Source organism: Wenyingzhuangia sp. IMCC45574 (assembly GCF_054182685.1).
This window is the reverse complement of sequence record NZ_CM135169.1, coordinates 499,960-526,538: the sequence shown is the minus strand read 5'-3', so window position 1 is coordinate 526,538 and position 26,579 is coordinate 499,960. Positions and strand designations below refer to the sequence as shown.

At 34.0% G+C, this 26,579-nt stretch carries 22 protein-coding genes and 1 tRNA gene; 6 read left to right on the top strand and 17 right to left on the bottom strand.

Annotated features, from left to right (window positions below):
• Window position 1 precedes the first annotated feature (1 nt).
• On the bottom strand, window positions 2-4,582 hold the full coding sequence (locus tag ACXHHC_RS02380) for a glycosyl hydrolase (RefSeq protein WP_458228055.1): 4,581 nt from the start codon (window positions 4,580-4,582) through the stop codon (window positions 2-4).
• 245 nt (window positions 4,583-4,827) lie between these two features.
• Between ACXHHC_RS02380 and recQ the strand changes: the two genes are divergently transcribed.
• The 3 genes from recQ (at window position 4,828) to ACXHHC_RS02365 (ending at window position 8,612) form a co-directional block, all read left to right on the top strand.
• Window positions 4,828-6,945, top strand: a complete 2,118-nt coding sequence (gene recQ / locus ACXHHC_RS02375) for a DNA helicase RecQ (RefSeq protein WP_458228054.1) — start codon at window positions 4,828-4,830, stop codon at window positions 6,943-6,945.
• A gap of 180 nt (window positions 6,946-7,125) precedes the next feature.
• Entirely contained in the window at window positions 7,126-7,797 is a 672-nt protein-coding gene (gene modB, locus ACXHHC_RS02370) for a molybdate ABC transporter permease subunit (protein ID WP_458228053.1), read from the top strand.
• Window positions 7,794-8,612: an ATP-binding cassette domain-containing protein gene (locus ACXHHC_RS02365; RefSeq protein WP_458228052.1), complete on the top strand. Its 819-nt coding sequence runs from the start codon at window positions 7,794-7,796 to the stop codon at window positions 8,610-8,612. Before modB ends, ACXHHC_RS02365 begins: the two co-directional genes overlap by 4 nt.
• Here the strand turns inward: ACXHHC_RS02365 and ACXHHC_RS02360 are convergent.
• The 5 genes from ACXHHC_RS02360 to ACXHHC_RS02340 form a co-directional block, all read right to left on the bottom strand.
• Window positions 8,607-9,206: a nitroreductase family protein gene (locus ACXHHC_RS02360; RefSeq protein WP_458228051.1), complete on the bottom strand. Its 600-nt coding sequence runs from the start codon at window positions 9,204-9,206 to the stop codon at window positions 8,607-8,609. The two genes, ACXHHC_RS02365 and ACXHHC_RS02360, sit on opposite strands and share 6 nt — an antisense overlap.
• A 26-nt stretch (window positions 9,207-9,232) precedes the next feature.
• Complete coding sequence (locus ACXHHC_RS02355) at window positions 9,233-9,907, bottom strand: DsbA family oxidoreductase (RefSeq protein WP_458228050.1); 675 nt, start codon at window positions 9,905-9,907, stop codon at window positions 9,233-9,235.
• Window positions 9,908-9,976: 69 nt separating this feature from the next.
• Window positions 9,977-10,052: transfer RNA gene (locus ACXHHC_RS02350), tRNA-His, on the bottom strand.
• A gap of 66 nt (window positions 10,053-10,118) precedes the next feature.
• Window positions 10,119-10,841 (bottom strand): bacillithiol biosynthesis deacetylase BshB1, encoded by a 723-nt coding sequence (gene bshB1 / locus ACXHHC_RS02345; protein ID WP_458228049.1) that lies wholly within the window; start codon window positions 10,839-10,841, stop codon window positions 10,119-10,121.
• A gap of 73 nt (window positions 10,842-10,914) precedes the next feature.
• Complete coding sequence (locus ACXHHC_RS02340) at window positions 10,915-11,478, bottom strand: glutathione peroxidase (protein ID WP_458228048.1); 564 nt, start codon at window positions 11,476-11,478, stop codon at window positions 10,915-10,917.
• Window positions 11,479-11,573: 95 nt separating this feature from the next.
• On the opposite strand from ACXHHC_RS02340, the gene ACXHHC_RS02335 reads away from it, so the two are divergent.
• From ACXHHC_RS02335 to ACXHHC_RS02325, 3 genes are all read left to right on the top strand, one after another.
• Window positions 11,574-12,326, top strand: coding sequence for a Rossmann-like and DUF2520 domain-containing protein (locus ACXHHC_RS02335; protein ID WP_458228047.1), 753 nt, complete (start codon window positions 11,574-11,576; stop codon window positions 12,324-12,326).
• Complete coding sequence (locus ACXHHC_RS02330) at window positions 12,310-12,837, top strand: KdsC family phosphatase (RefSeq protein ID WP_458228046.1); 528 nt, start codon at window positions 12,310-12,312, stop codon at window positions 12,835-12,837. The genes ACXHHC_RS02335 and ACXHHC_RS02330 overlap by 17 nt, the downstream gene beginning before the upstream one ends.
• A 288-nt stretch (window positions 12,838-13,125) precedes the next feature.
• Entirely contained in the window at window positions 13,126-14,778 is a 1,653-nt protein-coding gene (locus ACXHHC_RS02325) for a T9SS type A sorting domain-containing protein (protein WP_458228045.1), read from the top strand.
• Window positions 14,779-14,860: 82 nt separating this feature from the next.
• Here ACXHHC_RS02325 and ACXHHC_RS02320 read toward each other — a convergent pair whose 3' ends face one another.
• The 11 genes from ACXHHC_RS02320 to ACXHHC_RS02270 form a co-directional block, all read right to left on the bottom strand.
• A complete protein-coding gene (locus ACXHHC_RS02320) occupies window positions 14,861-16,702 on the bottom strand; it encodes a sulfatase-like hydrolase/transferase (protein ID WP_458228044.1) in 1,842 nt (613 codons plus the stop codon).
• A gap of 184 nt (window positions 16,703-16,886) precedes the next feature.
• Window positions 16,887-17,747 carry a hypothetical protein gene (locus tag ACXHHC_RS02315; RefSeq protein WP_458228043.1) on the bottom strand — a complete coding sequence of 287 codons (861 nt, stop codon included), beginning with the start codon at window positions 17,745-17,747 and terminating at the stop codon, window positions 16,887-16,889.
• A 189-nt stretch (window positions 17,748-17,936) separates the two neighbouring features.
• On the bottom strand, window positions 17,937-19,118 hold the full coding sequence (locus ACXHHC_RS02310; RefSeq protein WP_458228042.1) for a vWA domain-containing protein: 1,182 nt from the start codon (window positions 19,116-19,118) through the stop codon (window positions 17,937-17,939).
• 11 nt (window positions 19,119-19,129) lie between these two features.
• Complete coding sequence (locus tag ACXHHC_RS02305) at window positions 19,130-19,897, bottom strand: hypothetical protein (protein WP_458228041.1); 768 nt, start codon at window positions 19,895-19,897, stop codon at window positions 19,130-19,132.
• A 61-nt stretch (window positions 19,898-19,958) separates the two neighbouring features.
• Window positions 19,959-22,418 carry a replication restart helicase PriA gene (gene priA / locus ACXHHC_RS02300; RefSeq protein ID WP_458228040.1) on the bottom strand — a complete coding sequence of 820 codons (2,460 nt, stop codon included), beginning with the start codon at window positions 22,416-22,418 and terminating at the stop codon, window positions 19,959-19,961.
• 58 nt (window positions 22,419-22,476) lie between these two features.
• Window positions 22,477-22,755, bottom strand: a complete 279-nt coding sequence (locus ACXHHC_RS02295) for a hypothetical protein (RefSeq protein WP_458228039.1) — start codon at window positions 22,753-22,755, stop codon at window positions 22,477-22,479.
• 112 nt (window positions 22,756-22,867) lie between these two features.
• Complete coding sequence (locus ACXHHC_RS02290) at window positions 22,868-23,611, bottom strand: transporter (RefSeq protein WP_458228038.1); 744 nt, start codon at window positions 23,609-23,611, stop codon at window positions 22,868-22,870.
• 130 nt (window positions 23,612-23,741) lie between these two features.
• Window positions 23,742-24,845 (bottom strand): cytochrome-c peroxidase, encoded by a 1,104-nt coding sequence (locus ACXHHC_RS02285; RefSeq protein WP_458228037.1) that lies wholly within the window; start codon window positions 24,843-24,845, stop codon window positions 23,742-23,744.
• 63 nt (window positions 24,846-24,908) lie between these two features.
• Window positions 24,909-25,796, bottom strand: a complete 888-nt coding sequence (locus ACXHHC_RS02280) for an MbnP family protein (RefSeq protein WP_458228036.1) — start codon at window positions 25,794-25,796, stop codon at window positions 24,909-24,911.
• Window positions 25,797-25,919: 123 nt separating this feature from the next.
• Window positions 25,920-26,258 carry a hypothetical protein gene (locus ACXHHC_RS02275; RefSeq protein ID WP_458228035.1) on the bottom strand — a complete coding sequence of 113 codons (339 nt, stop codon included), beginning with the start codon at window positions 26,256-26,258 and terminating at the stop codon, window positions 25,920-25,922.
• 105 nt (window positions 26,259-26,363) lie between these two features.
• The gene (locus tag ACXHHC_RS02270; protein ID WP_458228034.1) at window positions 26,364-26,558 is read right to left on the bottom strand and encodes a hypothetical protein; all 195 of its coding nucleotides are present in this window, start codon (window positions 26,556-26,558) and stop codon (window positions 26,364-26,366) included.
• Between the last annotated feature and the right edge of the window lie 21 nt (window positions 26,559-26,579).

Sequence of the window (26,579 nt, the reverse complement as noted above, 5' to 3'; positions counted from 1 at the left end):
TTTACAATTTTACTACTTTAATTATCACTGATTCTTTTAATTGTAATCTTAGATAATAAACTCCTGTGGTAAATTCACTCAAATCTATTTCAATCTGGTTGTTTGTTGGCTTTATTTGTAAGTCTGCAATAGCTTGTGAACCAGCATTGAATACTTGTACAGGAACTATCTCAAAAGAAGCAGGAACATCAATAGAAATAACTCCTTGGGTTGGATTTGGATATGCTCTAATATTTGAATAATAATCTATTCTTGTTTGATAGTCTCCTTCACATTCTAAAGCCGTTTTTACATTGATGACATCTCCTTGTTGAACAGGGAGAGAAAAATCCGTTTCGGAGGTTTCTAATATTTGTTCATTGTTGATATACACCTTATATGGTGCAGTTCCTTCTTCTATGTGAATGGTTGTATTTTGATTATTATCAACCGAAGAAACAATGGCTTTACTGCTTGAGGCTACTACAATATTGTAGCATTGTTCATAGCTTAGTCCTTCTACTGTTATACATAAATTATAAGTTCCAGGAGCTAAATTAGCAATGGTTGTTTGGTTGCTAAAAGTATAGCTTACCCCCTCTAAGATTGCATTGTAACTGTTTGTTGCTTTTGACGTTATTTCTACGACTCCATTAGAAGCATTGGGGCATGTTTCTCCAGTAGTTTTAATGGTAAAGTTGTCTGATGGTAAAGTAAAGCTACAACTTTCTCCTACTTGGTAATTAAAGTATTGAGTAGCAGATAATCCACCTGCATAGGCAAACTTACAAGCGTATCTAATAGTTTCTCCTTCTGATACACCTCCAATCGTCTTTGTGAATTTATTTCCTGAAATATGATCCATTTGTGTTTCTTCAAAAGGATCTGCTTTCCATAAAAATGCAACGACTCCAACCTTGTCTGTGTCTAATAAGTCAAAAGTAATATTAACATTAGTTCCTATGGTTTCAAAAGTAACATTGTAACCTTTAGAAAAACTACCTTGTATGGCTTCTTTAGAGATTTCGGAGCATGATTTTACTTCGTTTACTGTAATTGTTCTAGGTTCTGATGTTCTTGTTGCATTTGCTTTATCTGTAGCTATTGCCGTAATTGTATGCGCTCCTATAGAAGCTCCAGACCAAGAGTATGTATAAGGAGCTGTAGTATCTTCTCCTAGCTTCTCCCCGTTTGCATAAAATGCTACTTTGCTAATTGTACCATCTAAATCGCTGGCAGTTGCGTTTAAGGTTATGGTAGCTCCTTCTTGAAAGCTGGTATTATTATTAGGTGCTATTAAATTTACAGCAGGGGCCACATTTCCTGTAGATGTAACAATTACCAATACTTCGCTGCTAGAACTATAGGTGCTATAGCCAACAGTTAGTTTACATTTATACACACCTTCTTCTAAGTTACTTATATTCGTGTTGATAGCTGTAGTATTTGTAAAACTAATAGTACTTGGACCGTAAATTTGTTCCCATTTGTAGTTAAGAGCTGTACCAATAGGCCCCGAACTCCCTGAACCGTCTAGGGTAGCTGTACTGGTCGGTAGCATTACAGAAACATTATCGCCGGCATTTGCTACAGGAGGTTCGTAAGACAGGTTGCTTTTATGTGTAAATGTAAGTCTACCTATATTAAACTCCCCACCATTAAACACCAAACGTATTACTTGTTTTCCTTTTTGTAATGGAATTGTTTGTACTGTTTTTGTTGCAAAAGTATCCCAGTCACCAGTACTAGAAACGAATATATCGTTGCTTACTTTATTACCATTAGTCGCTATATAAAAGGGCCCTCCTCCATTATTGTTTCCCGATGCATACCTAAAACTTACATCGTAATTTCCAGACGTTGCAACATCTACCGTATATTCTACCCATTCACCAGAAGAAATCCAACCTATAGTAGCTCCTTCTCCATTTACGGTTGCGGCATCCACATATTCACTGGTTCTAAAATCTCCCTCATTATTTCTAGATAGATCTACATAAGAAATATCCTGTCCAACACCTCCTTCATAGGTATCGTAATGACCTGCTTGAAAAACTCCAGGAATTGCAATAGGAGTACCAGAATATGGCACTTGTTCTCCAACAGTTATGGTTACAGAGTTAGTTACGTTAAATTGATCATTTTCATATACTTTTGCATAAACACCTTGTTTACCAAGAGATAAGTTGGTAGCCTTAAAGGTAAATGGTGTGCTAGTGTCTTCGCCTATTTTAGTTCCGTTATTAAAAAACTCAACTTTACTTACAGCTCCAGTAGTGCTTACACTTAAATTCACACTCCCATTCGGAAAGGCTTGGTCAAAATCTGAACTAATGACTCCTGTAACATTCACATCTCTATTGGTAGCCAATTGATGTGCAGGTACAAGTAAGCTAAATCCATCAGAAAATTGAACGGTTAAAGATGTGTTGGTATAATTATGTGCCACATAGGTTTTAATCCCGTTTTTTTCAAAAACAGCTGTAATAGGATAATTGGCTGTGATTTCGGGTTTTAATTTACCTAATGCGTTCATACCATGTACCCAATGATAGGTTTGCGCATCGGAAATACCAAACTTTAAATTTCTATTAGGATAGGAGTTGTACAATTCAATAGCTCTTTCTGGGTCCAGCAAAGACAAATATTTCCAGAAAGTATCGTGCCATAAGTTCGGGTTGGTGTCACTAGTGCTTAATATCCCCGTGTTTGCTTGTAGTTCGTTCCATATTTTTTGTTGATATGCCTCGTTTTGCCCTAAATACAATGAACCTCCGTGCATAGGATACAATTCTATACCATAAGATGCAGTAATATCAGATGTCCAAAAAGTACCATTGTCGTAGGAGTTTCCCCAGACTCTAGAAACTAGTGCATAAGGTTGGCTAGGGCTAAAATTTCGTTCGTTCATATCAAACCAATATTCTTCTACTGCTGTTTGTTCGGTGGTGTATAAATAAATCCCCAAATCTCTAATCTCATCATTTCCTGTAATGGTTCCCCAGTGAATTAAAGAGGAGTTAAATTGCATACTTTCAGATGTAGATTCTTGATCGTTCCCTTGTGGAAAAGAAGCAAAACCATTCGCCCAACAATGCCCTGCATAAGGACTAAAGTTTCTTAAAAAAGGGAAAAGTGTATCGTTTCTATCAGGGCTTGCTGCATCACGAATTAAATAGTTAATAAATGCTCCCCATTCATTTACCCATCCTGGTTGAAATTGTTCTAAAAATGCTGCTGCATGTATAAAATACCCCCAATGAAAATGGTGGTCATTAATATTGTTGTCTTGACCGTGTCCTGCAGGATACCCCAACATAGCTGACCAATTTGAGTTGTAATAAAACAAGAAAGCCTTTTCACCGCTCTGGTAGGTAAGCCAATCTTCTAAGCGTTCTTTAATGGTTGCTATCATCTTGTCTCTAGCCTCTATATCTCCCGTTTGATCTGCAATTCTAGCAGTCTGAATCAAACGATTCATCAACTGTCCTTCGTTGTAGGAATCGGTCCAAGTAGGTAAGCCGTCATTTTTAATTTGATTGATTTTATCTGCCATCGCAGCAGGACTAAACCCATCGCTATAATTCGCTAAATAAGGCAATGTGGGTAAAATTCCACTAAAACGATTTTCAACAGAAAACTGATTTCCATCTAACATTTTTAACTCACCTCTAACCGAAGCATACGTCTCGCCGTTAGGTTTTGGAGAACTTGTAGTTAAATGATCCCATTGATGTGGTAATAAGCCCTGCAATACATTGTTGTAGATTCCTTCTTTTACACTGGTAGTAACCGTGAAATTAGTAGTAACCATTGCTGTATTGTTGTTGTAAGACCAGTCTACCTTAGTATCTACTGGAAAAACATAAGCATATTTTTTATAATTACTAGCCGATGCAGTTACATTGCTAGTTGATTGCGGTAACATAATTAAAGACCAATAATTCTTATTGTTTAAACTAGAGGTATATGTATTTCCTGATGTATTCCAGGTACTTCCAGTAGGAGCATAAATCACAAAATCTGCACCGCTACTCGCATTTTCTACAATTAGCATTTCGTTCTGAACAGTAGCATTCCCAGAGTTTACTTCTATTCGTACTTCTGCATCGTCATTCTTTTCAAAATAAATAAAAGGCATGGCTATTCCAGCAGTAGCACTCAATTCATGGCTGGCATCTTTCCAATTCATAGTAACAGTCCAGTCGGAATAATTAGAAACTGTAGTTTTGGAGGTGTTTAAGCCTGTTAACCCTACTCTTATAGCCGCATTGTCTCCAATTACACCCCAAGGAATATAGGTTGTTATCAATCCTTGATTGGTGGTTTTTAGTGTCATTGGATAATTAAAAAGGTTGTCTGCATGATCTTCCTTTACCAATTTAGACCACCAATCATTTGTTGGGACAGGTTTGCCTATTGCGCTACCGCTTAATTGTGGAGATCCTGATGGAAAACCATTCCTTCCGGCTGAATCAGTACCTGGAAAGCTTGTGGTATAACTTCCTTTTCCTAGACTTATACTTTGTGCATTTAGGGTAATTGTTGTGAAGAAAATCAACAACAATATTAGTAGGACTTTTTTAAGTATTTTTATGTTCATAAAGTTAGTTTTTGGTTTGATTGCCAAACAAAAAAGCAATCCTATAAATTTAAGCAACCATTCCTTTTTAAAAGAATTTTGCACCCCTACACCTGCACTACAAAACAGTCTTTTATTAGATAAACACTGCCTTTATAGTTGTATGGGTGCTGTAACACCCAAACAATCAGTCGTGTTTCTAAGTCTAAGTTATAGTATTGCTTTCAGAACTATTTCACTATTTTTGCACCCATAATTGCCTCCCTATGAATACATCAGAATTGCTATATACTACACTTAAGGACTATTTTGGTTACGAACAATTTAGACCACTTCAAAAAGAAATTATTACAAGTGTTTTAGAAGGTAATGACAATTTGGTGATTATGCCAACAGGAGGTGGTAAATCTATTTGTTACCAGTTACCAGCTATTATTTTACCTGGATTAACGCTCGTAATTTCTCCTTTAATAGCATTGATGAAAGATCAGGTAGATGCTTTAAATGCCAATGGTATTCCTGCTGCTTATGTTAATAGTTCGCAGTCGGATGCTGAAAATGTAGAGATTATTACCCGTGTTAAAGACGGAACTATTAAACTATTGTATTTGGCTCCCGAAAGTTTGGCTTTTTTTGAACAATTGTCGCAAGTAACCCAAGTAAGTTTAATTGCAGTGGATGAGGCACATTGTATTTCGTCTTGGGGACACGACTTTAGGCCTGCTTATACCCAATTGGCTTTTCTAAAGAAACGTTTGCCAAACACTCCTTTAATTGCTTTAACTGCAACTGCAGACAAAGCAACACGTGAGGATATTGTGAATCAGTTAGAGATTCCAAATGCAATTAAAAATATCAGCTCATTTAACCGTGCAAATTTAAGTTTAGAGGTTCGTCCTGCACAAGACAGGGTTAGACAGATTGTTGATTTTGTAAAGTCTAGAGCCAATGAGTCTGGAATTATTTACTGCTTAAGTAGAAAACAAACAGAACAATTGGCAGAGCGTTTGCAAAAGAACGGACACAAAGCAGCTGCCTATCATGCAGGATTGCCAGCAGATGAGCGAAGCAAGGTGCAAGATGCTTTTGTACGTGATACAACTCCAATTATTTGTGCAACCATTGCTTTTGGAATGGGAATTGATAAATCTAACGTTCGTTGGATTATTCATTACAACCTACCTAAAAATATTGAAGGTTATTATCAAGAAATTGGACGTGCAGGGCGTGATGGTGTGGACTCAGAAACCATATTATTTCATTCTTATGCAGACGTAATTCAGTTGCAAAGATTTGCAGAGAATTCTGGAAATAAAGAAGTACAATTGGCCAAGTTAGAGCGTATGAAACAATATGCAGAAGCGACCAGTTGTAGAAGAAATATATTGTTAAGTTACTTTGGAGAAACTGCCACGGAAAAATGTGGGAACTGTGATGTTTGTAACCACCCTCCTACTTTTTTCGATGGAACCATTGTGGCTCAAAAAGTATTGTCTGGAATATTTAGATTGCAAGAAAAAGAACCGTTAAACGTGGTGGTCGATTTCTTAAGAGGTTCACAGAATGCAGCTATTTTAGACAATAACTACAATCAATTGAAAACTTATGGGGTTGCTAAAGATATTCCTTGGAAAGATTTACAGCAATACATGGTACAGCTTATTAATCAAGGTTATTTTGAAATTGCTTTTCACGAAAACAATGCCTTAAAGCTGAATGAACTGTCTAAAGAGGTGTTGTTTAATGGGATGAAAGTATCGTTAACCAAACCTACCGATTTTGTGAAAGCAGATGCCAAAACACCACAAAAAGCAAGCAAGCCAGAAAACAATTTATTTGAACGTTTGCGTGTATTACGTTTGGAATTGGCAACAGCTAAAGGAGTACCTGCTTATGTGGTTTTTAACGATGCTACGCTTAAGAATATTGCAAATGAAAGACCTGTAACAGACGATGATTTGTTGGCGATTGACGGAGTTGGTAAACAAAAACTACAAGATTATGGGTACGACTTCATCACCGAAATTATACGTTTTAACAAAGAAAAGGTTGTAAAAAAGCCTAAAGTCAGTAAAAAGGGTAAAAAAGCCACTCATTTAGAAACTTTCGATGCTTATAAAGAAGGTTTATCTGCTGAAGAAATTGCACAACAAAGAGGTTTGACCTTAAATACGGTACAAAGTCACTTTGTAAAGCTCTACCAAGAAGGGATGAACATTCAACTAACAGATTTTGTGTCTGAAAAAGAAATAGATGCCGTTCGTAAAGCCAAAGAAACTATTGAAAACCCAAACTCTCTAAAAAGTTATTACGAATACTTTAATGAGCAGTTGGACTATGCAGCTATTAAAATGGCTTTGGTGGTGATTGAGGGGGAAGAGTAAAAGCTACATATTTTTCAACGATCTGATAGAATTAGTTATAGCTTATTTATTGATATTTATTAGTAGTAATGTGTTGTAGTCTAGCTTAGAGACAATACATCAAATGTTTAAATAAAGACACTGTTTTTTAAAACAACCCCCAAATTCGTTATATTTGATTCTCTAAACTAACTTGCGTTAATGAATTTTGAACCCATTCTATTAACTTTAAAACTAGCCGTTATAACTACAGTTTTATTGTTTTGCATTGCCATACCTCTAAGTTATGGTTTGGTTCGCATGCGTTCTCGATTTAAAGCTGTTTTAGAAACGATTGTTAGCTTGCCCTTGGTCTTACCTCCTACTGTTTTAGGTTTTTATTTATTAATTGGATTAGGGCCGCATACGCTTGTAGGAAGCTGGCTACACGATTGTTTTGGATTGACATTGGTCTTTTCTTTCCCAGGATTGGTAGTGGCATCGGTTATTTATAGTCTGCCTTTTATGGTACATCCAATTCAGGCAGGTTTGGCAGCATTACCAAGATCTTATGTAGAGACTGCTAGATTGATGGGGAAATCGAATCTAACCATTTTAACCAAAGTTTTACTACCCAACATTAGACCTGCATTGTTAACTGGTATTGTGTTATGTTTTGCGCATACTATTGGTGAATTTGGAGTTGTTTTAATGATTGGAGGGAATATTCCGGGAGAAACCAAGGTTGCTTCTATAGCAGTTTATGATGAAGTGGAGTCGTTAAACTACCATACTGCCAATGAATACTCTTTGGTTTTATTAGCGATTTCTTTTGCGATACTATTGTTGGTTTATTTAGTGAATGGCGGACATTTAAAAAGGGTTGTGAAATGATTTACTGCGACTTTACGAAGACATATAATGTTAAAAGCAGAGCTTTTCACTTGCAAATAAAAGCATGTTTTAAAGCTTATGCTATCAATGCTATATACGGACCTTCTGGGGCTGGTAAAACGTCTCTACTACGATTGATAAGTGGTTTAGATAAAATAGATTCTGGTACGATAAAAGCAAACGATGAGTGTTGGGTCTGTACAGATAATGATAAATTCTTGCCTTTGGCAGAAAGAAATACGGCCTATGTCTTTCAGGACTATGCTTTGTTTCCTAACATGACAGTGCAACAGAATTTAGATTTTGTAAAGAAAGATGTGAATGCTCATCTTTTAAACGATGTTATTGATACTTTAGAAATAAGAGAGCTCTTAAAATCTAGGCCTAGCGAACTTTCAGGAGGTCAGAAACAAAGAGTTGCTCTGGCACGTGCTTTAGTCCAAGAGCCTGAATTGTTGTTGTTAGATGAACCTTTTGCTGCCCTAGACGAAAGTCTTAGAAATAAATTGCAAGGCTATTTGTTAACCTTGCAAAAGCGATATCGATTTACAGTAATTATGGTGAGTCATAACTTACATGAGGTATTGACATTGGCGGATAATGTTTGTGTAATAGAAAAAGGTGTAGTTACAGGACAAGGACAGCCTACCTTACTTTTACCGTGTAATGAAGAAAACACACTAAGAGCTAAAGTGCTTAATATAAATGCAAAATGTTTACAGGTATTGATTGGGACACAGCAATTAAAAGTATCTAAAGATAAAGTACTTACAGAAACGTATGCAGAAGGTGATTTTGTGGAGTTGAAATTATAAATCTCTCACAACTTTATGTAGGTCTTTCCTTGTTTTTGGCTTTTTGCTAGGTTGATTAAAGTCATTACTATCTCTATGACCAATAGCTACGGCAAAAACAGACTTGTAATTTTTGTTACCTACAATCTCATCATACTTCTCAGGCTCTATCCCTTCCATAGGTGTAGCATCTATCCCCATAGTGGCACAAGCACTCAAAAACACTCCCAAAGAAATATACAACTGCTTTTGCATCCAGTTTTTTACAGCTTCGTCTGAATTGTTGTCCGCGTAGCTTTTATAAAACCCCCAAGCGTACTCCGGCAGTCTTCCTTCTAATTCTTCAGCAAAAAGAGCTAAATTATCAATGCATCTAAAAACAACTACCGTATCACAATGCAACACCTTTTCTGTATTGTGCTGAGATACTTTTGCTAATTCTTCTTTCATCTCTTTAGTAGACACAAATACAAACTCCCAAGGTTGACTATTGATTGAAGAAGGACTTAGTCTTAAAACCTCTTTTAAGTCCTGAATTACTTCTGAGGATATACTTTTAGAATTGTCATAATTCTTAGTCGTGTATCTTTCTTGTAGTGCTTTTAAAAAATCCATGGGTTTTCCTCTTTTGAGCTGTAAAATTAACAAAGTCCGGTAGTAATATCACAGTACTCCCCTACCGTTTCTTTTGGAGCTAGTTGATTTAGCATATCAACCAACGTATAGTTAGAAACAGCACCTTTAATTCTATGTTTTTCATCAACTATATAGGTAGGTACCGAATTAATTCTAGCTTCTTTCGCTTTTTGCTCTTTGGTAACCACTAAAGTTTCGTAAAAATCTAAGTTGTTCCAGGTTTCTGTAACCTCTTTCTGTGTAAGAAAATCTTCTGTAATGTCTACGATTGTTTTCAGCTTTGTTAAATCTCTTCCTTTCACAAAATAAGCATACTGAATAGCATGTAACACAGCTAAGCCCAAGCCTTTTTCTTCTGCTTTTAAAATAACCTGATGTAGTTTTAGTGTATTTGGTATGCTGTTAAATTTATTAGGATAAAAACCTAAGTTTTCAGACTCTGCAGCTTCTTTTATATTGGTATAAGCTTCGTCTATATCTACAATACCTTTAGACTGCCAATATTCTGTAATAGAAATTCCTTGTTCTGGTATATTAGGTCTAATTCTAAAAGGGATTAGGTTGATTTTAACTTTTGCATTCGTTTTTTTGATAGCATTGCTCAATCGTTGATGTCCAATATAACACCAAGGACAAATAATATCGTAAACTAAGTCTATTTGTAACGTTTCTTTTTCCATGCAATTTTAGACGTTTTAGAAAAGTATACTTACAAAAAAAGCTCCGTAAATACGGAGCTTTTGTTTTTTGGGTGAATGATGGGATTCGAACCCACGACCCCCGGAACCACAATCCGGTGCTCTAACCAACTGAGCTACAATCACCATTAGCGCGCTTTCGCGTTAGCGGTTGCAAATATAAGAGCTTTTAACGTTTTGGCAAAGAAAAAAATTAAAAAATATCAGAAATTTTTTTAACTGCAACGTAACGTTCTGAGGTAAAACCTTCTGCAAATTCAACACCTATTATTCTTCCCAAGTCTCTTGAACGATAATTAACACTTTCTATAAAATTTTTACTTGTTATTGGTGATTCTGGCTCGTTACTATTCGGATCGTAGAACTGAGATTTAAAGGCTCTAATTGCATTTTCTTTAACATCCATGTAATCTGATACATCTACTACAAAGTCAGGTTCTATATTTTTCCACTGAATGTAATGATATACGTTTTTAGGTCTCCAAGCCTCTTGTTCTCCATAGCCTATATCTGTTTTAATAGCTCTTAATCCAGCTAAAAAACAAGCATCAGAGGTTAATTTGCTTGCTTTGGCATGATCTGGATGTCTGTCGTCTATAGCGTTACACAACACAATATCTGGTTGGTATTTACGGATGACCTCCACAATCTTTAACTGATACTCTTTCGTATTCTCTAAAAACCCGTCTGGCAAACCTAAATTTTCTCTAACAGACACACCTAGTATTCCCGCAGCAGCCTCTGCTTCCATGGCTCTTATTTTAGGAGTTCCTCTGGTCCCTAATTCTCCTTTCGTTAAATCTAAGATTCCAACCATTTTTCCTTCTGCTACTTCTTTGGCTACAGTAGCACCACAGCCCAACTCTACATCATCCGGATGTGCACCTATTGCAAGTATATCTAGTTTAAAATTCATCAATATTAATTTTGTGTCAAAGTTAATCTACCCATTGGTCGAAATCAAATCTATTTTATTTCATTACCATCCTCTACTTTTTAATCCAATCTACAATCTCTTTGTCTGTTGGTTTGGTAGATGGGCTTACAATTTTTTCCAATTGTCCATCACGACCTATTAAATATTTCTGAAAATTCCATTTTACCCTAGAGTTTTTGTAACCATTAAATTTCTTTTGAGTTAAAAACTGATAAATTTCTGCTTGATTGCTACCTTTTACATCAATTTTTGCCATCATAGGAAAAGTAACTCCATAGTTTAGTTGACAGAACTCTTGTATGTCTTTGGCATTTCCTGGTTCTTGGTACAAGAAATTATTAGCAGGAAACCCTATAATTTCTAAGTTGTGAGATTCTTTGTAAGTTTCATAAATAGCTTGTAACTGTTCGTATTGTGGTGTTAAACCACATTTAGATGCAGTATTTACAACAAGCACTTTTTTTCCTTTTAACGTTGAAAAATTAAATTCATTTCCCTGTAGGTCTTTTACGACAAAATCATAAAAAGACGTTTTGGTGTTCTTGTTCTTGGGATTCGATTTAAAAAAGAAACATCCTAATATACTAAGTGCCATGATAACATATAAAAATTTCATTACTATTTACTTTTTATAAATGTAAAATCCTTTTTGCAGGTAATCAAATGTATTTTATTTATTCAATAGTTTAGAAATGTTCTTATTTTTGAAGCATGATAAAGGTATGCATATTAGGTGCTGGTAAAGTTGGATCCCATTTTATAAAAGAGTGTATAAACAATCCTGTTTTAAATTTGGTTCAGATATACAATAGGACTTTACAACCTATTAAAATATATCAAGATTCTATTTTAATAACGCAAGACACTACTCATTTAGTTAAAGCAGATGTGTATTTAATTTGCCTGGCAGATGATGTGATTAAAACTCTTGATTTAAGTTCTTTAAAAGGATTGGTAGTTCATACTTCTGGGACAAAGCCATATCAGGAAATAAATGCCAAACAACGCGGTGTTTTATACCCTTTACAAAGTTTTAGCAAAGAGAAGCATCTTGATTTTAAACAAGTTCCACTGTGTATAGAAACTGAATTTGAAAATGATTTGGAGTTGTTATTTAAATTAGCCAATGCAATATCTACTAAAGTGCAAGTATTACAAGCTTCGCAAAGAGAAAAATTACATTTAGCGGCTGTTTTTGCAAATAATTTCAGCAATAGGATGATGGGAATAGCCTATGACTTATGCAAAAAACAGAAAATTGATTTTACTTTTTTGCAACCTTTGCTACAAGAAACTTTTTTAAAGACACAGGTGTTACCGCCACATATTGCACAAACCGGTCCTGCAATTAGAGAAGATCAGGCTACTATAAACAAACATTTAGAGCAGTTGACAGGCTTAGATAAAGAAATATATAAATTAGTTACTCAATCAATACAAAAAAGACATGGAGAAAAGTTATAAAGAACTTTTAAACGATATTAAAGCATTTATTTTTGATGTTGACGGTGTTTTAACAAACGGTACCGTTACTATTTTTCCAGGAGGAGAATTAATTCGAAAAATGAACATTAAAGACGGTTACGCTTTAAAATCTGCTGTAGATGCTGGTTATCCTGTTTGTATTATTTCTGGAGGAAGTAATATGGATGTTAAAAAACGTTTGCAAGGTTTAGGTTTAACAGATATTTACATGGGAGTTCATGATAAAATTGAAAAGTATCATGAAATCTTAGACTTATACGACTTAAAACCCGAAGAAATTGTTTACATGGGAGACGACATTCCTGATTATCCTGTTATGGAAGTTGTTGGCTTACCTTGCGCTCCACAAGATGCAGCTAACGAAATTAAAGGAGTGGCTAAATACGTTTCTCCTATTAAAGGAGGTGAAGGCTGTGTAAGAGATATTATAGAACAAGTAATGAAGGTTCAAGACAAATGGAAAGGTAAGTTTTACGCTAAATTTGACTAACAGGCTATCATTTAATTTTCTTTAATCGTATCCCCCAAATATTTGTAAAATATACTTGGGGGATATTTTTTTTCTCATCTATTTCTTAGTCTCAAAAACCGATTATAGGCTCTAAAAACTAGATTTTTTTTCAAAAAAAGTTGTAGAACAAATCGTTTGGTCTAGTTAATTAGTAGTTTAAACCAAATATCAATTTCATCATTTAAACCATTACTAGGAATATTCATTTCTCTTTTTTTATTAAAACGGTTATAAAATTGAAGTACTAACAATTAATAACTAATAATAATGAAAAAAACATTTTTTTCGAAAACAATTACTAACGTTTGTGCATTCCTAATACTTATAGGAGTAAACAATGTATTTGGTCAAAATGCCCCAACTTTTGACACAGATCCTAAACCTTTTGGGACCAAATGGGTAAAGGTAGATGAACTTACGGATGAATTTAACGACAATTCGCTAGATTCTAATAAGTGGACAAAATCTACCTGGAATTACGATATTCCTGTTGAAATGTCTGCGGACAATGAAAACTCAGGAGAATGGGATGGATATATGTGGATTAGAGCAACTTTAGATTCTGGTGCTACTAGATGGTTTAAAACCGCTAGAATTATGTCTAAAGCTCAGATTAACTACCCAATGTATACCGAAAGTCGTATTAGAGCTGCTAACATATCTGCCTATACAACTTACTGGTTAAACAATGGAGACATTAACAACCGTGATGAGATTGATATTATAGAAAACAATCCTGCACCAACTTGTGGTTGTCAACCAGACCTCCCTTGGCAAATGAGTTCTCAATATTTTCAGGCAGATGAAAATAAAACACCAGAGACAGTACGTAACAAAGGAAATTTTGACAACAGAAACCTATCTAGCGGTAACCCTTTAAAGGGGACTAAGTGGAATGAAGAGTTTCATATTTTTGGAGCTTATTGGAAAGATGCTAGAAATGTACAATTCTATTTAGATGGGGAACCTGCGGGGAGTATTTATGTAGGAGATCATGAAGACGGAAATACCTATAATAGATTTTTCACAAGAGATTTAAATATTATTTGGGACTTATGGACAACAGATGCTGATTGGATTGGAGGTTTGGCAAATCAGACGGATTTAACCAACAATAACAAAAACACAATGTATGTTGACTGGGTAAGAACCTGGCAATTAGAAGAACAAGAGTTTTTTATTGAAAATAGACAAACAGGAATGCGATTACGTACCAATGGAAGCACCAATGATTTTATCAAATTAGAATTGGTGCCAAATACATGGTCTAGTGATGCTTCTAGATGGAAAATGGTAGATGCAGGAAATGGTTATTTCCATTTAATAAATTCAGCTAATAACAAATTCATTCGCCCAGAAAGCAGCAGTACAGATCCATTGGGAGATGCTGATGGAACTACAATTATACATGTACCAAATACATATCTTGGTGATTTTACAAAATTTAAGAAAGTAACTACTAGTGCTACTGGAGACTATTTCTATTTAGAAAATAAAGCTACTGGAATGTATTTCCGTCCAGAAGATCAACAAACATTTAGTAAAATTCAACAAAGGCCAACTAGTTATTCTGGTAACTGGACACAGTGGCAATTTGTAGAAGTCGAAACAGGAAACTTGGTAACAAAAACACCAAGTGATTTAATTCAAGAAGTTTCTATTGCTAATTTTGAAGGAAATGTAAGAGGATTTAGTGTAAGTCCTAACCCAGTAGTTAGTGGAGCTCCATTACAAGTTTTCTTAGAAACTTACGAAGGGCTTACCAAATTAAGAGTATATGATATTCAGGGGAATTTAGTACAAAGTATTGATACGGATAAATCTTCTGTAACTATTGATACCACTACTTTAAATGGTATTTACATTATTAAAGCAGAAACCGAAGCAAAAAGCTATATTAAAAAGTTTGTTGTAAAATAAGACAGCCCTTTTTTTAATATATAAAAAGCCAGCATCAATCTATTTAGATAAATGCTGGCTTTTACAATTTTAAACTCTTAAACTAAGGGATTAAATCTTTTGGAATATTTAATTTTCCATCGTGTGCTCCTTTGGCAAAACTACTAATGTTGTAAACATTTTCTTTAGACCAGTCACATTCTACCCTTCCATCACCTAAGACAATGTTTCCTAATTTTGTTCTAAACCATTGCGCTAACTTTTTATATTTTCTGGTAGCAGCTACATTGTTTCTTTCCAAAGGATCTTTTCTTAAATCGTACAATGCTAATTCAGCTTGTTCAACCGGACAATTTAACGCCCATTTTACATTTCTATTAGGGATTAACTTTTTCCAATTGCTAGGTCTTGTTTTCATAGAAAAAGCAAAATCTTTAGATCTTAAATAAGCTCTATGCCCTACAATAACATTTGTTTCACCCACAATGTAATCGCGTTTTGCAATATCTCCTTTAATTAATTTTTGCAAGTTGACACCATCAATATAGTCGTATTCTTTAGTATTGATAGGTATACCTGCTGTTTCTAAAATAGTTGCAGGAGCATCTACATACTCTATCATGTCTTTACTTACTGTATTTGCTGGTACTTCTTTTTTATCAGAAGAAACCACAATCATAGCTCCGTGTGTAGATTTTCCCCAACCTGTAAACTTCGCTTCAATACCTTGCTCACCTAAATGCCATCCATGGTCACCCACAACAAAAACAATTAGGTATTCTTGCTTATTTTTTTGACAATACTTCTTAAAAGCATCGACAGACTCCCCTATTAAAGCATCTCCATAGGCACAAAAAGCATAGTAATCTTGTATGGCTTGTTGTTTTTCTTTGGCTGTCATGTTTGTCATGTTCAACGTTTTGAAAAACTTATGTAATTGCGGGGTAAAAGTTGCTTTTTCTGCCTCGCTGAATTTTGGTAGTTTGTATTTTTCTTTTTTAAACCTATCTCTAAAAGATTTTGGAGGCAATACAGGAGTATGTGGTAAATGGAAACCTAAATAGGTCATTAAAGGTTTATTGCTATTTACTCCTTTAATTGTTTTACCATAGGTGTTTGTAAAAGTTGTGTTTTGATTTGCAAGATATAACTTAAATTCTTCTACAATTTTCCCATCTACAGTTTCACCTGCGGGCATAGGGTTTTCTCCTCCAATAATTAAATCTTTGTTTCCAGAACGCGTATAAGAACGAAGAATCTCGTACTTCTTCTCCATTTCTTTTCTTAGTTTACGGTCTTCCTTACTAACCTCACCTAAACCTTTTTTCTTTTTAATTAAGTATTTTACCACTTTCCCATCAGGAGTTTTTACTCTTTCCTCTGTTCCAATCGCTTTCCATTTACCCCCAGGAGCATATGCTGGTTGTCCCCAATAATCTCCTATATCATTCTTTTGTAAATCGTGCTTAAAACTTACATGGTGGTCGTAATGTCCGGGATCTCTAAAAGTTTGTTTCCCTTCCCATTTAAAAATATACGCTCCATCTTTTCCAAAACAAGTAGTTGTATAACCATTTTGCCTTAATGTTTGTGGAATGGAAGGTTTTACAAAATCTGGCTCTTGATGCGTTTGTTCAAATTGGTAATGTCCGTTTCTAAAAGGATAACGTCCACTTAACATAGAACCTCTAGAAGGTCCACATACTGGTGAGTTTGTATAGGCATTAACAAATAAAACACCTTCGCTTGCTAGTTTATCAATATTAGGAGAAGAAACATAACCTAATTTACTATTCTTTTTCCCAGTAGTTGCTTTGTTATAACATTCCAAAGCATCTGCCCTGTGGTCATCCGTAATAATCCAAAGGATATTAGGTTTGTTTTGAGCTTTTACTAAGGTCAAAGCAGAAATACTTAGTAAAAACAACATCCATAATCTATTCATTATTAAAAATATATTTAAACATTCTATTTATTGTGAATAACAAACATAAGATTATTAACTCTTAAATTATGTAAAATATAGTGAGGTTGAGTTTTTTTGTAGTAGAGATTGTTATAGAGTTTTACTGAATAAACATAAAAAAACACCCCGAAATGAGGTGTTTAGGTATGAAATGTCTTTTATTCTATTTTAATCGCACATCTGGTGCTACTTCTGTTAAAGTAAACTGATCTATAGCATGATAATCAGATCTTGGAGCAATTGAAACCGTATACTCTCCAGGGGTGTCAAAAGTTACATAAATAGCGTGTGAGTTATGATCTATAGTTGAACACCAATTGTTCCATTTGTCAATAGTATTCATATATGCTTTAAAGTAAAAACTGTGTTTAGATTGTGGAACTTTTCTACTAAATGCTTGCCCTTCTTTATTCTTTACAGCAAAAAAGTCATTTGCATCGGGAAATCTTACCCAAGAATCATTGTGTTCTGTTGATGCTTTTCCAGGTACTTTCTTTGCGATATAACTTTTCCACTTAAAATGATAATTCCCAGCTTTTGCTATTGTTACTTTGTAAGTTAGGGCTTCTTCTACTTTAGGAGCTCCAAATCTTGAATTTCCTTTCCATATAATATAACCAGTTCCGTTATAACCCGCTATCTCTGTTTCTATCTTCCAATTAGGATTTGACAAGGTGGCTGTTTCTGTTTCTACTTTAAGAACTACAGGTTTAAAAGGTTCTGCATCTTTTTCACATTCACAGGTCTCATTATTTAATGTAAAACCTGTATCACATGTTTTAGTGCAAGGTTCTTTTTCGCACTCGCAATTTTCAGAATTTAAAACAAAGCCTGTGTCACATGTTTTGGTACAAGGTATTTCTTCACAAGAACAATCTTCTGTATTTAACTGCATTCCTGTATCACAGGTTTTAGTACATTGTTCTTCTTGCTTGGTGGTAGTTGTGTCTGAACTATTTTCGCTACAGGAAATAAGAGTCAATAGACATACACATAATACTTTAAACAATCTTTTGGTTTTCATAATTTTAATTTGATTTGGTAGTTTTCCAAGCAAATTATATAAAAAACATACATACTTATTGCGAATAACCAAATGAACAATGTATTTAACCATATACATCACAAAACAACAAAAGGTATGGGTTTAGAAAACAAAAACTCCTGCTGTTCATGAACAGCAGGAGTTTTAAAAGCTTTTTATAAAAATGGATTAATTGGAATACTTCTGAATCAGTCGTACCAATAACTCATTTAGTTTCTCTACTTGGTATTCTCCAATGGTTGGCTCTATATGATCGTTTCCTACACCACTGTGATTGGTAATAAAAGTATAAGTCCCGTTCGTACCAACTGCAATAAAACGCATTAAGAATTCTGTTTCTTTATCAATTCCACTAGCCGTAATAGGAATTATTTTAACTCCTTTTGCAGCCGCGTGCTTTATAGAATTCTGAATTTGAGTTATTACGCTTTGCTCATAATGCGGTGGTGCATCAAGTAATAAGAAAGCAATTCTAGTTTTTGCATCTTCGGACCACTGTAATTCCTCTATTCCAGTAATAAGTGCACTGTGTACAGCTTCTGGAATATCACCACCACCACCAGCACTTTGTTCTTGAATAAAATCAATACTTTCATTTAGACTACTGGTAAATTCTTTTTTCTTAACCACATATGCATCTCCTTCGTCTCTATAAAAAACACTAGATGTATAAATATCTAATCCAGAATCTTGTGTTTTAACTTTATTGATTACACTTTTTAAATCTTCTTTTAAAAAGTGCAATTCATCTCCCATAGAGCCTGTAGCATCTACTATAAAACACAATTCCACACGATTAGAGTTAAAAGCACTATTCAACTGAATTGTGTTTACTCCATCTTGGTAAAGTTTTAGTTCTTGATCTATAGGAACATTATTAATTTTTATAGAATATTGATTGATATCTACTTGCTGAGTTAATTCATTCAATTTGATAAACAACTCAGATTTTCCTTCGTTGTCCGTTCTTGATGTCCAAACAGTTATACCATCTTTAATTAATTCTATTTTGGCATTATTTATTGGTAAGGATCCATTTTTAACTTCCAAAGAAATTCTATGATTGGTGTAAAAACCCCAATAAGAAGCCATTCCTTTATAATCCTCTGAAACCAATACGTTTTTCCAAAAATCCCAATTGTTTAAATCGTTCCATTCACCTGCTGTTACTACACCAGCCTCTCCTCCAGTATTACTGCTCCCTCCACTAGAAGAGCCTCCAGAAGATTTTACATCACTGGCAAATTCACCATCAACAGCTACCCCTTCGCTAATTTCAGTACTATCGTCATTGCAACTAAACAACAATAATGAACTAAGTGTTAGTACTTGTAAAAAATTCGTTCTCATAATTGCTTTTTTTAATATGTATAAGAAATGTTTTCGCTATAATCCTTAATTTTCAATACTACTTCTGAGCTTCCTTGCAACTGTAAATCAGTTATGTCAAAACTAATTTCTTTGGTTATAAAAGCCTCACATGCTTCATTATCTTTTAAAGATAATCGTAAGCTTCTTTGCGCTGGAATTGATTTGGTTAGCATTTCTGAATCCACCAACTTCAACTCCCAACTACTTCCACTACACCCACTTGCGCTATAGTTTATAGTTAAACAGTCTCCATTAATTTCAACATTGTTAATTACTATATGGTCGCTAGGAGCAGTATCAAAAGTTCCTGCATCTACAATTACTTTGGTACCACAAGAAGTTATGGAATTAGGTAATTTAATATCAACATCACCCGATACCAAACTTATATGACAACAACCTTCATTAACAGTATAATTTTCTCGTACTACTTCTTGGTTGTTTACAAAGCCAATAAATTGTAATTCAATGGTTTCATTTACAGTAAATGTTCCATCGGTAGCTATTACATAAGTACCAGTATGCGAATTTCCGTAATTTGGATCTACTGCAATTTCTTTATTCTCATCAAGTCTAATTACTTTGTAAGAATCTAATTGAACAGGTTGCTCGTCTTTGTCTTTTATTGTTACAACTATAGATCTAAATTCAAGCGTACAAAAAACTTCTTCTGAACATGTTTCTGAATTAGCATCTTCATTGTCTTGACAGGAAGTGATTAAAAAAAGGAATGTGAAAAGAGTAAATAGTTGTTTCATCGTATTTGTTTTTTAAATAGATGATTTTATATAGGATTGGTTGCGTAATTAAAATTAAAAACTAATACGCATCTACATCTACAGACATTCTAATGCTTCTAAATCTTCCAATAGACTCAAACATTACTCTTACTTTTTTAATATAATCCTTAGTAGCTTTTATAGATTGTTTTGGTGGAATTTTTACAATTAATTGTTTGATATACATATTTCTAATTCTCCCCACATTTGGTACCGTAGGTCCTAAAAGGTTTTTTCCAAATGTATTCCCTAAAGATTTCCCAAACCAATCTGCTCCCTCGTTCAACAAATTAAAATCTTTATGCTTTAATGTAATCTGAAGTACTCTATAATAAGGAGGGTAATGAAAATTTCTTCTTTCTGTTATTTGTTCTCCAAACATTTGAAGGTAACTATGTGTGGTTACTTGTTGTAATATTTGGTGATAAGGGTTAAATGTTTGTATTAAAACTTTTCCTTGCTTTTGCCCTCTACCTGCTCTACCAGATACTTGAGTTAGCATTTGAAAACTACGCTCGTGTGCTCTAAAGTCGGGGAAATTTAACATGTTGTCTGCATTTAGTACCCCAACTAAATTCACATTGCTAAAATCCAAACCTTTAGACAACATCTGAGTTCCAACTAAGACGTCTATTTCTCCGTGTTGAAAGGCTTCAATTATTTTTTGATATCCATATTTACCTCTAGTTGTATCTAAATCTAATCGTCCTATTTTATGATTTGGGAACAACTCTAATAACTCTTGCTCTATTTGCTCAGTACCAAACCCCTTGCTATCTAAATCTGTACTACCACAAGCATCGCACTGTTTTGGGATTGATCTTTGATAACCACAGTAATGACATCTTAATTCGTTTCTGTATTTATGTTCTGTTAAGCTAACATCGCAGTTGGGACATTGAGGAGATATTCCACAGGTATTGCATTCTAATAAAGGTGCATATCCTCTTCTGTTTTGAAACAGAATAACCTGTTCTTTTAGCTCTAACACTTCTTCCATCTCTTTTAATAAAGTATCAGAAAAATGTCCTCTCATTTGTCTTTTTTTGTGCTTCTTTTTTATGTCTACTAACTCAATTTTAGGAAGTTGTACGTTACCAAATCTTCGGTTTAAGGTAACCAACCCGTACTTTCCATTCTTAGTATTATAAAACGACTCCACACTAGGAGTTGCTGACCCTAACAAAATAGTAGTTGCATGTAATTTAGCTAGTACAATAGCTGCATCTCTTGCATTGTACCTAGGAGCTGGGTCAAATTGTTTGTAAGAAGACTCGTGCTCTTCATCTACTACTATTAATCCTAAATCTTTAAACGGTAGCAGTGTAGAAGAACGTGTACCGAGTATGATTTGTGCTTTTTCTGATCCTTCTTGAATTCTATGCCAAGCTTCTGCTCTTTCGTTTTGAGAATATTTAGAATGATACACCGTTAATGCATCACCAAAAAACTTTTGCAATCGGATGATTAACTGTGTAGTTAAGGCAATTTCTGGCACCAAAAACAATACTTGTTTTCCTTTGTCTATAACTTCTTGAATTAAGTGAGCATAGATTTCTGTTTTACCACTTCCGGTAACTCCATGAAACAAACAAATATCCTTAGCGCTAAAAGATTCTTTTATGGCAACTCTAGCTGCTTCTTGTTCATTACTAAGTACAGGAATAGCTATACTTGCCTTTCCAAAGCTAACTCGGTCTTCTTGAATTTGATATACTTGGAAAATCCCTTTATTTTCTAAGCCTTTGCAAACAGCATTGCTAATAGCAGCACTTTCTAAAAATTCCTTTTTTAACATAGGTTTTTCTTTTTGTTGTGCTTTTATTGTAAAATAATGCAATACCAAAGCTCTTTGCTTTTCTGATCTAGAAAGCAATGCCAATAACTCTTGCAGTTTTTCCGAGCTTTCCCATTCACTTGCCAAGCGAATATAGTTTACCAGTTTAGGTTGATATTGTTCGTAAATTTCCTCTTTTAAACGAATTGCTTCCATCGCAATCATATCCTTTAAAATTGGAAATACATTTTTTTTAGAAAGAATCTTTACTACCTGTTTAACATCTATTTGGGAGTGTCTTTGTAAAGCTTCGTAAATTAAATAAGCATCTGAAGAAAGAGAATCTGCGTTAGAAAAATTAGGATTGGGTAATACTACTGTTTCGCTTTCTAATAAAAAAACCGATGGCAACGCTGCTCTTAGCACCTCTCCTAAAGAACACATATAATAAACTGATATCCAACTCCATAATTTTAATTGTTGGGGTTGAATAATTGGAGTGTCATCTAAAATTTGATAAATTTCCTTTGCCTCATATGCTTGTGGTTCTTCCTCGTGTACTTTATGAACTAAGCCTGTGTAGATTTTACTCTTACCAAAAGGAACGGCCACACGCATTCCAACTTCTAAAAATTCTGCCTCCTCTTTAGTAATCTTATAGGTAAAAAGTCTTTCTAAAGGTATTGGAAGTAGTATGTCTACAAAAAAAGGTTGAAACAGCACTTATAATGATTTTGGTAATTCAAATATAAACTATTACTAACGTTGACTACAAAATCTATTAGTTAATCAAAAGTATAAACAACAGAAATATAAAAACACATATAATTAAATCGGTTAACAAGACCATGTATACAATCTCCATTTTTTTCTTAAAAACAAGCATTGTTAGCATAATTAACTGAACAATTGCAATAAAAAACACAGGGTATTGTAAAACATTTATCAACCAATTAAAACTTTCTGAATTGGCTTTTAAATAGTCCCATTTTTCTACTAGTAACGAAAGGTCAAAAATACTATCGTCTATAGCTTGATAAACGGGTTTAAAAAAGGACATAGCATTAGATTCTACGCTTATTAAAGAGCATAAAATAAAGGGAATAAAATAATATATAGCTTTTCCTTTCAATATTTAACTTTTACATCAAACTTACCAAAAAAAATAGGATTTAAAATCTATAGTAACAGTAAATACCTAAGCCTTTGTTAAATTTTACTTCATTTCTAATTAATTCTTGCGATACCGCAGTTTGATAGTTTACACCAACTATATATTTATCCACATAGGTTTCTAAAGTAAATGTTGCAGAAGTCATATGTCCCGATGTTCTTTCGTCTACAATATGAAACCGTTCAGTAGGTAAAAAGTGATCGTAACTAACACCTACTTTTGGTACCACGGTCAACTTATTATTATTTACCGGTATTTTATAAGCAAATTGACTACTAACCTGAGTTTGGTTACCAAATTTAAAATTATCGTTATTTTCTCCTTTCAGAAAATACATTGCGCTAATATTTACAAACCATTTGTCTTGCTTGTAATTGTATTGAAACGGTAACAATAAATCCCAACTTCCTGTTCCTAATTGAGCTGCAGAAGTCTGATTTAAACTAGAGTTTTGCAAATCGAACTTACCTGTAGGCATTTTAAAACCTACTCCAAATTTTAAACGGTGTCTACTTTTAGAGTGTAAAACATTTGCCATTCCATAGACACTTACATCTCCTATTCCGCTATTACTAACATCTCCCGATAATTTGTACCTGTTATTAAATCTATAAGGAAGAAGGGCGTTTATTTGCACGTAATCTGTAAGTTGGTATTGCCCCGAAAGCGTTACTGTATTTACATGATCTTTAGCCAATGGTATATTTCTATTTGCATTGCTTTGTCTGTATTGAAAATACATGTAATTATAGCTTAATCCGATGTATTTCCCATTAAGTATATTGGTGAAACTACTATTGGTGGCTCCACAACTACAAATATCGCAAGCAAAGGAGCTTGAGCAAGTAATTAGTAGTATTGTAAGGATTCGTTTATTCAGGTTTCGCAAAACGTTCGTCGTTTATAAATTCGTAATCTGTTAGGGTTTCTAAAAAAGCCAAAATAGCTTCTTTCTCTTCTTCTGTCATTGGAATTCCTAAGCTTTCAACTCCACCATTATTACTAATCAATCGCTCGTCTAAATTTTTCATTTTAGTAATCATTGGGAAAGTATCATCGTCATAAAAATCCAAAACAGTTTTTAGTAGAATAATTCTACCGTCGTGCATGTAAGGAAAGGTAACTTTTACATTTCGTAAACTAGGCACTTTAAACTGGTAATAATCGTCTCTTTCTTTTAACTCTTCTATCGTTGCAAATGGGTTAGGAGATGTAATTCTAGCTCTACCTGTTTCAGTAGGTATTTGAGGGTTTTCGCCTATTCCATTATTTAGATACTCTTGTTTTGTAAACAACTCTCCACTGTGACATGTAGCACATTTTTGGTTAAAAAGTTCCAATCCTTTTTTCTCTAAGTCAGTAAACTCTCCTCCTTCTTCTCCCCTTGTATATTTATCGTATTTAGAGTTAGATGAAACCAGTGTTCCCATAAATTGAGACAAGGCATTTAGAATTGTGATACTGTTAATAGGGTTGTCTATTTTAAACACTTTAGAAAATAAATTTACGTATGCAGCATCTTGTTTTAATTTCGCTACTACATTTTCCATCGTTTCATCCATTTCTACCGCTTCTGTAATAGGTATCAAAGGTTGATCGAACAACTTGTCCTTGGCTCCATCCCAAGTAAAATCATTCATAAATGCTAAATTCTGTATTGGTTGAGAGTTACGTGTACCAAAAACACCTGCATGTACCCCTTCACTTAAATCATGTCCGTGATGGGTAAAAGCATGAGATTGATTGTGACATTCTGCACAACTAATCGTGTTGTTTAAAGACAGTTTTGTGTCGTAAAACAACTTTCTCCCCAATATAAAACCGTCTGTTGTAATTGGATTGTCACTAAAACTGTAGGTTGTTTCAGGAAAATTAATTGGCTTTTCAAATTGAATCTCCAAAGCAGTATAACTTTCATCTTTACTACAACTTGAGAGATAAAATAGTATTGCTAATAGCGTTAAAGCGTGTCTCATTTTATTGTAAAATCAACAATTACAGCCTCTACAAAGAAACTGTAATTGTTAAATAGATTTGTATTAGTGTGAATGTGTATGACCGTGACCTGAAGAATCATTATCTTCATGATCGTGTTGCGCTACATCTTCTAAATTGATTGCTGCTTCTATGTGTAAATGATGAACTTCAAAAATAGTTTTAAAATTATCAGCATAATTACCAGCAGCCTCGCTAGATGCTCCATGCCCTCCTACTGCATCAAAAGCCACAGCAGTATGTTCAGCGGTAGTTGGAGTAAATAATTCTTCTACAGCGACCGTTACATGCATACTTGGCGATAAATTAGATTTGACAGTTAAGTTTTCTGGAAAATCTAAATTCACAGTTCTGTATCCAGAAAAACTATCTCCTTTATCTCCTAAATGAATTAATAAGTTAGTAGGACTTGTTGTTGATGTATCTAGGTTGGCACCTTCAATCTTAGAAAAAATATAAGAATTAGGATTCCATGCCCATTGCATATCGTGTTCGGCTAAGTCCATTAATCTGGTTTGGTCGTGCGTACTTCCATTGGCAACTTCTTTGCTTACACCAATTCCAAAAGAGATGCTCTTGTAGTTTGCATCAGGAATATTGGTTAAATATACTTTTACCATATTGCTATCATCAGTATTAGCTAAGTCTATTAACTGAGCTCCTACATTATTAGGGATTTGTACTTGCTGATTGTCGGTATCTATTACAATAATATTAGATATTAAGTATTTAAATTTTGTCAATTCTATATTCTGATCAACGTTATTTTTATCTTTTAACGTAAAATGATCTCCAAGGGCCAAAGAATGGTCGAATTTAACTACAGCAGAAACATGTGTTCCTTCGTTAGATATGTTATTGTCGTCTTCGTTACAAGAAATTATAGCAATTGCTAAGAAAGCCAATAAGGCTCTTTTTAATAAATGGTTCATTATTAGTTGTGTAAATTGTGAATGAGTGCCTATTATTTTACGGCACAGTTTTGTAGCAAGTATAATCTTGCTATTAAAAAATTGTAAAAGATTCCTTAGATAAAACAAATAAGGGAAAACAATTTATACAACAGGAGGTTTTAGTAATGTATTAAGACTAGAATAATCATAATTTAATAGGTGATAGAATTCGTCCTTATGCTTGTAAGCTACTAATAAAGGAGTGTTATCGTCTAATATTTTTTGATAAAAAACAGGGTAAAATGCAAGACTAATGTCTATAACAGATTCATTGTCGTTTTCAACATTATTAACAGAGGCTAATTGTTTGGCTAAATGACATTGCCCGTTACATTTTAACTCTGGTACTTCTTTATTTACACAGTATTTTTCTACAATTTCATTAATATGACATTCGTAATAAGATACCATACCTATAAAATAAGCAGGCCTTAACGACATGGAGATGAATAATATGTAAACAAAAAACCTTTTTAACATTGCAGTTGCAAATATAAAAAGGTTTTTAAGGCTTAGCTTAAATTATTTTGTTTTTCTTAACCTTACTTAGGTTAGTACAATTCTTGCTGGTTCTAAATGCGGATTTTTATATACAAATCCATTCAACCATAATTTCAACTCACGTAACTCATAAGGAAGTAATCGTTCTGATGCTTTTTTTAATTCATTGATAAATAATGTAGTATCAAAACTTACTTTTTCTAAAACAGTGAGTGTATAAGAATACATTTCTCTTGCCATCTTTTTTTGAAAATTTTATTT

Excerpts from the sequence above, each read along its gene's own strand:
- ACXHHC_RS02380 (WP_458228055.1), bottom strand. The coding sequence starts at position 4,582 with ATGAACATAAAAATACTTAAAAAAGTCCTACTAATATTGTTGTTGATT.
- recQ (WP_458228054.1), top strand. The coding sequence starts at position 4,828 with ATGAATACATCAGAATTGCTATATACTACACTTAAGGACTATTTTGGT.
- modB (WP_458228053.1), top strand. The coding sequence starts at position 7,126 with ATGAATTTTGAACCCATTCTATTAACTTTAAAACTAGCCGTTATAACT.
- ACXHHC_RS02365 (WP_458228052.1), top strand. The coding sequence starts at position 7,794 with ATGATTTACTGCGACTTTACGAAGACATATAATGTTAAAAGCAGAGCT.
- ACXHHC_RS02360 (WP_458228051.1), bottom strand. The coding sequence starts at position 9,206 with ATGGATTTTTTAAAAGCACTACAAGAAAGATACACGACTAAGAATTAT.
- ACXHHC_RS02355 (WP_458228050.1), bottom strand. The coding sequence starts at position 9,907 with ATGGAAAAAGAAACGTTACAAATAGACTTAGTTTACGATATTATTTGT.
- bshB1 (WP_458228049.1), bottom strand. The coding sequence starts at position 10,841 with ATGAATTTTAAACTAGATATACTTGCAATAGGTGCACATCCGGATGAT.
- ACXHHC_RS02340 (WP_458228048.1), bottom strand. The coding sequence starts at position 11,478 with ATGAAATTTTTATATGTTATCATGGCACTTAGTATATTAGGATGTTTC.
- ACXHHC_RS02335 (WP_458228047.1), top strand. The coding sequence starts at position 11,574 with ATGATAAAGGTATGCATATTAGGTGCTGGTAAAGTTGGATCCCATTTT.
- ACXHHC_RS02330 (WP_458228046.1), top strand. The coding sequence starts at position 12,310 with ATGGAGAAAAGTTATAAAGAACTTTTAAACGATATTAAAGCATTTATT.
- ACXHHC_RS02325 (WP_458228045.1), top strand. The coding sequence starts at position 13,126 with ATGAAAAAAACATTTTTTTCGAAAACAATTACTAACGTTTGTGCATTC.
- ACXHHC_RS02320 (WP_458228044.1), bottom strand. The coding sequence starts at position 16,702 with ATGAATAGATTATGGATGTTGTTTTTACTAAGTATTTCTGCTTTGACC.
- ACXHHC_RS02315 (WP_458228043.1), bottom strand. The coding sequence starts at position 17,747 with ATGAAAACCAAAAGATTGTTTAAAGTATTATGTGTATGTCTATTGACT.
- ACXHHC_RS02310 (WP_458228042.1), bottom strand. The coding sequence starts at position 19,118 with ATGAGAACGAATTTTTTACAAGTACTAACACTTAGTTCATTATTGTTG.
- ACXHHC_RS02305 (WP_458228041.1), bottom strand. The coding sequence starts at position 19,897 with ATGAAACAACTATTTACTCTTTTCACATTCCTTTTTTTAATCACTTCC.
- ACXHHC_RS02295 (WP_458228039.1), bottom strand. The coding sequence starts at position 22,755 with ATGTCCTTTTTTAAACCCGTTTATCAAGCTATAGACGATAGTATTTTT.
- ACXHHC_RS02290 (WP_458228038.1), bottom strand. The coding sequence starts at position 23,611 with ATGTATTTTCAATACAGACAAAGCAATGCAAATAGAAATATACCATTG.
- ACXHHC_RS02285 (WP_458228037.1), bottom strand. The coding sequence starts at position 24,845 with ATGAGACACGCTTTAACGCTATTAGCAATACTATTTTATCTCTCAAGT.
- ACXHHC_RS02280 (WP_458228036.1), bottom strand. The coding sequence starts at position 25,796 with ATGAACCATTTATTAAAAAGAGCCTTATTGGCTTTCTTAGCAATTGCT.
- ACXHHC_RS02275 (WP_458228035.1), bottom strand. The coding sequence starts at position 26,258 with ATGTCGTTAAGGCCTGCTTATTTTATAGGTATGGTATCTTATTACGAA.
- ACXHHC_RS02270 (WP_458228034.1), bottom strand. The coding sequence starts at position 26,558 with ATGGCAAGAGAAATGTATTCTTATACACTCACTGTTTTAGAAAAAGTA.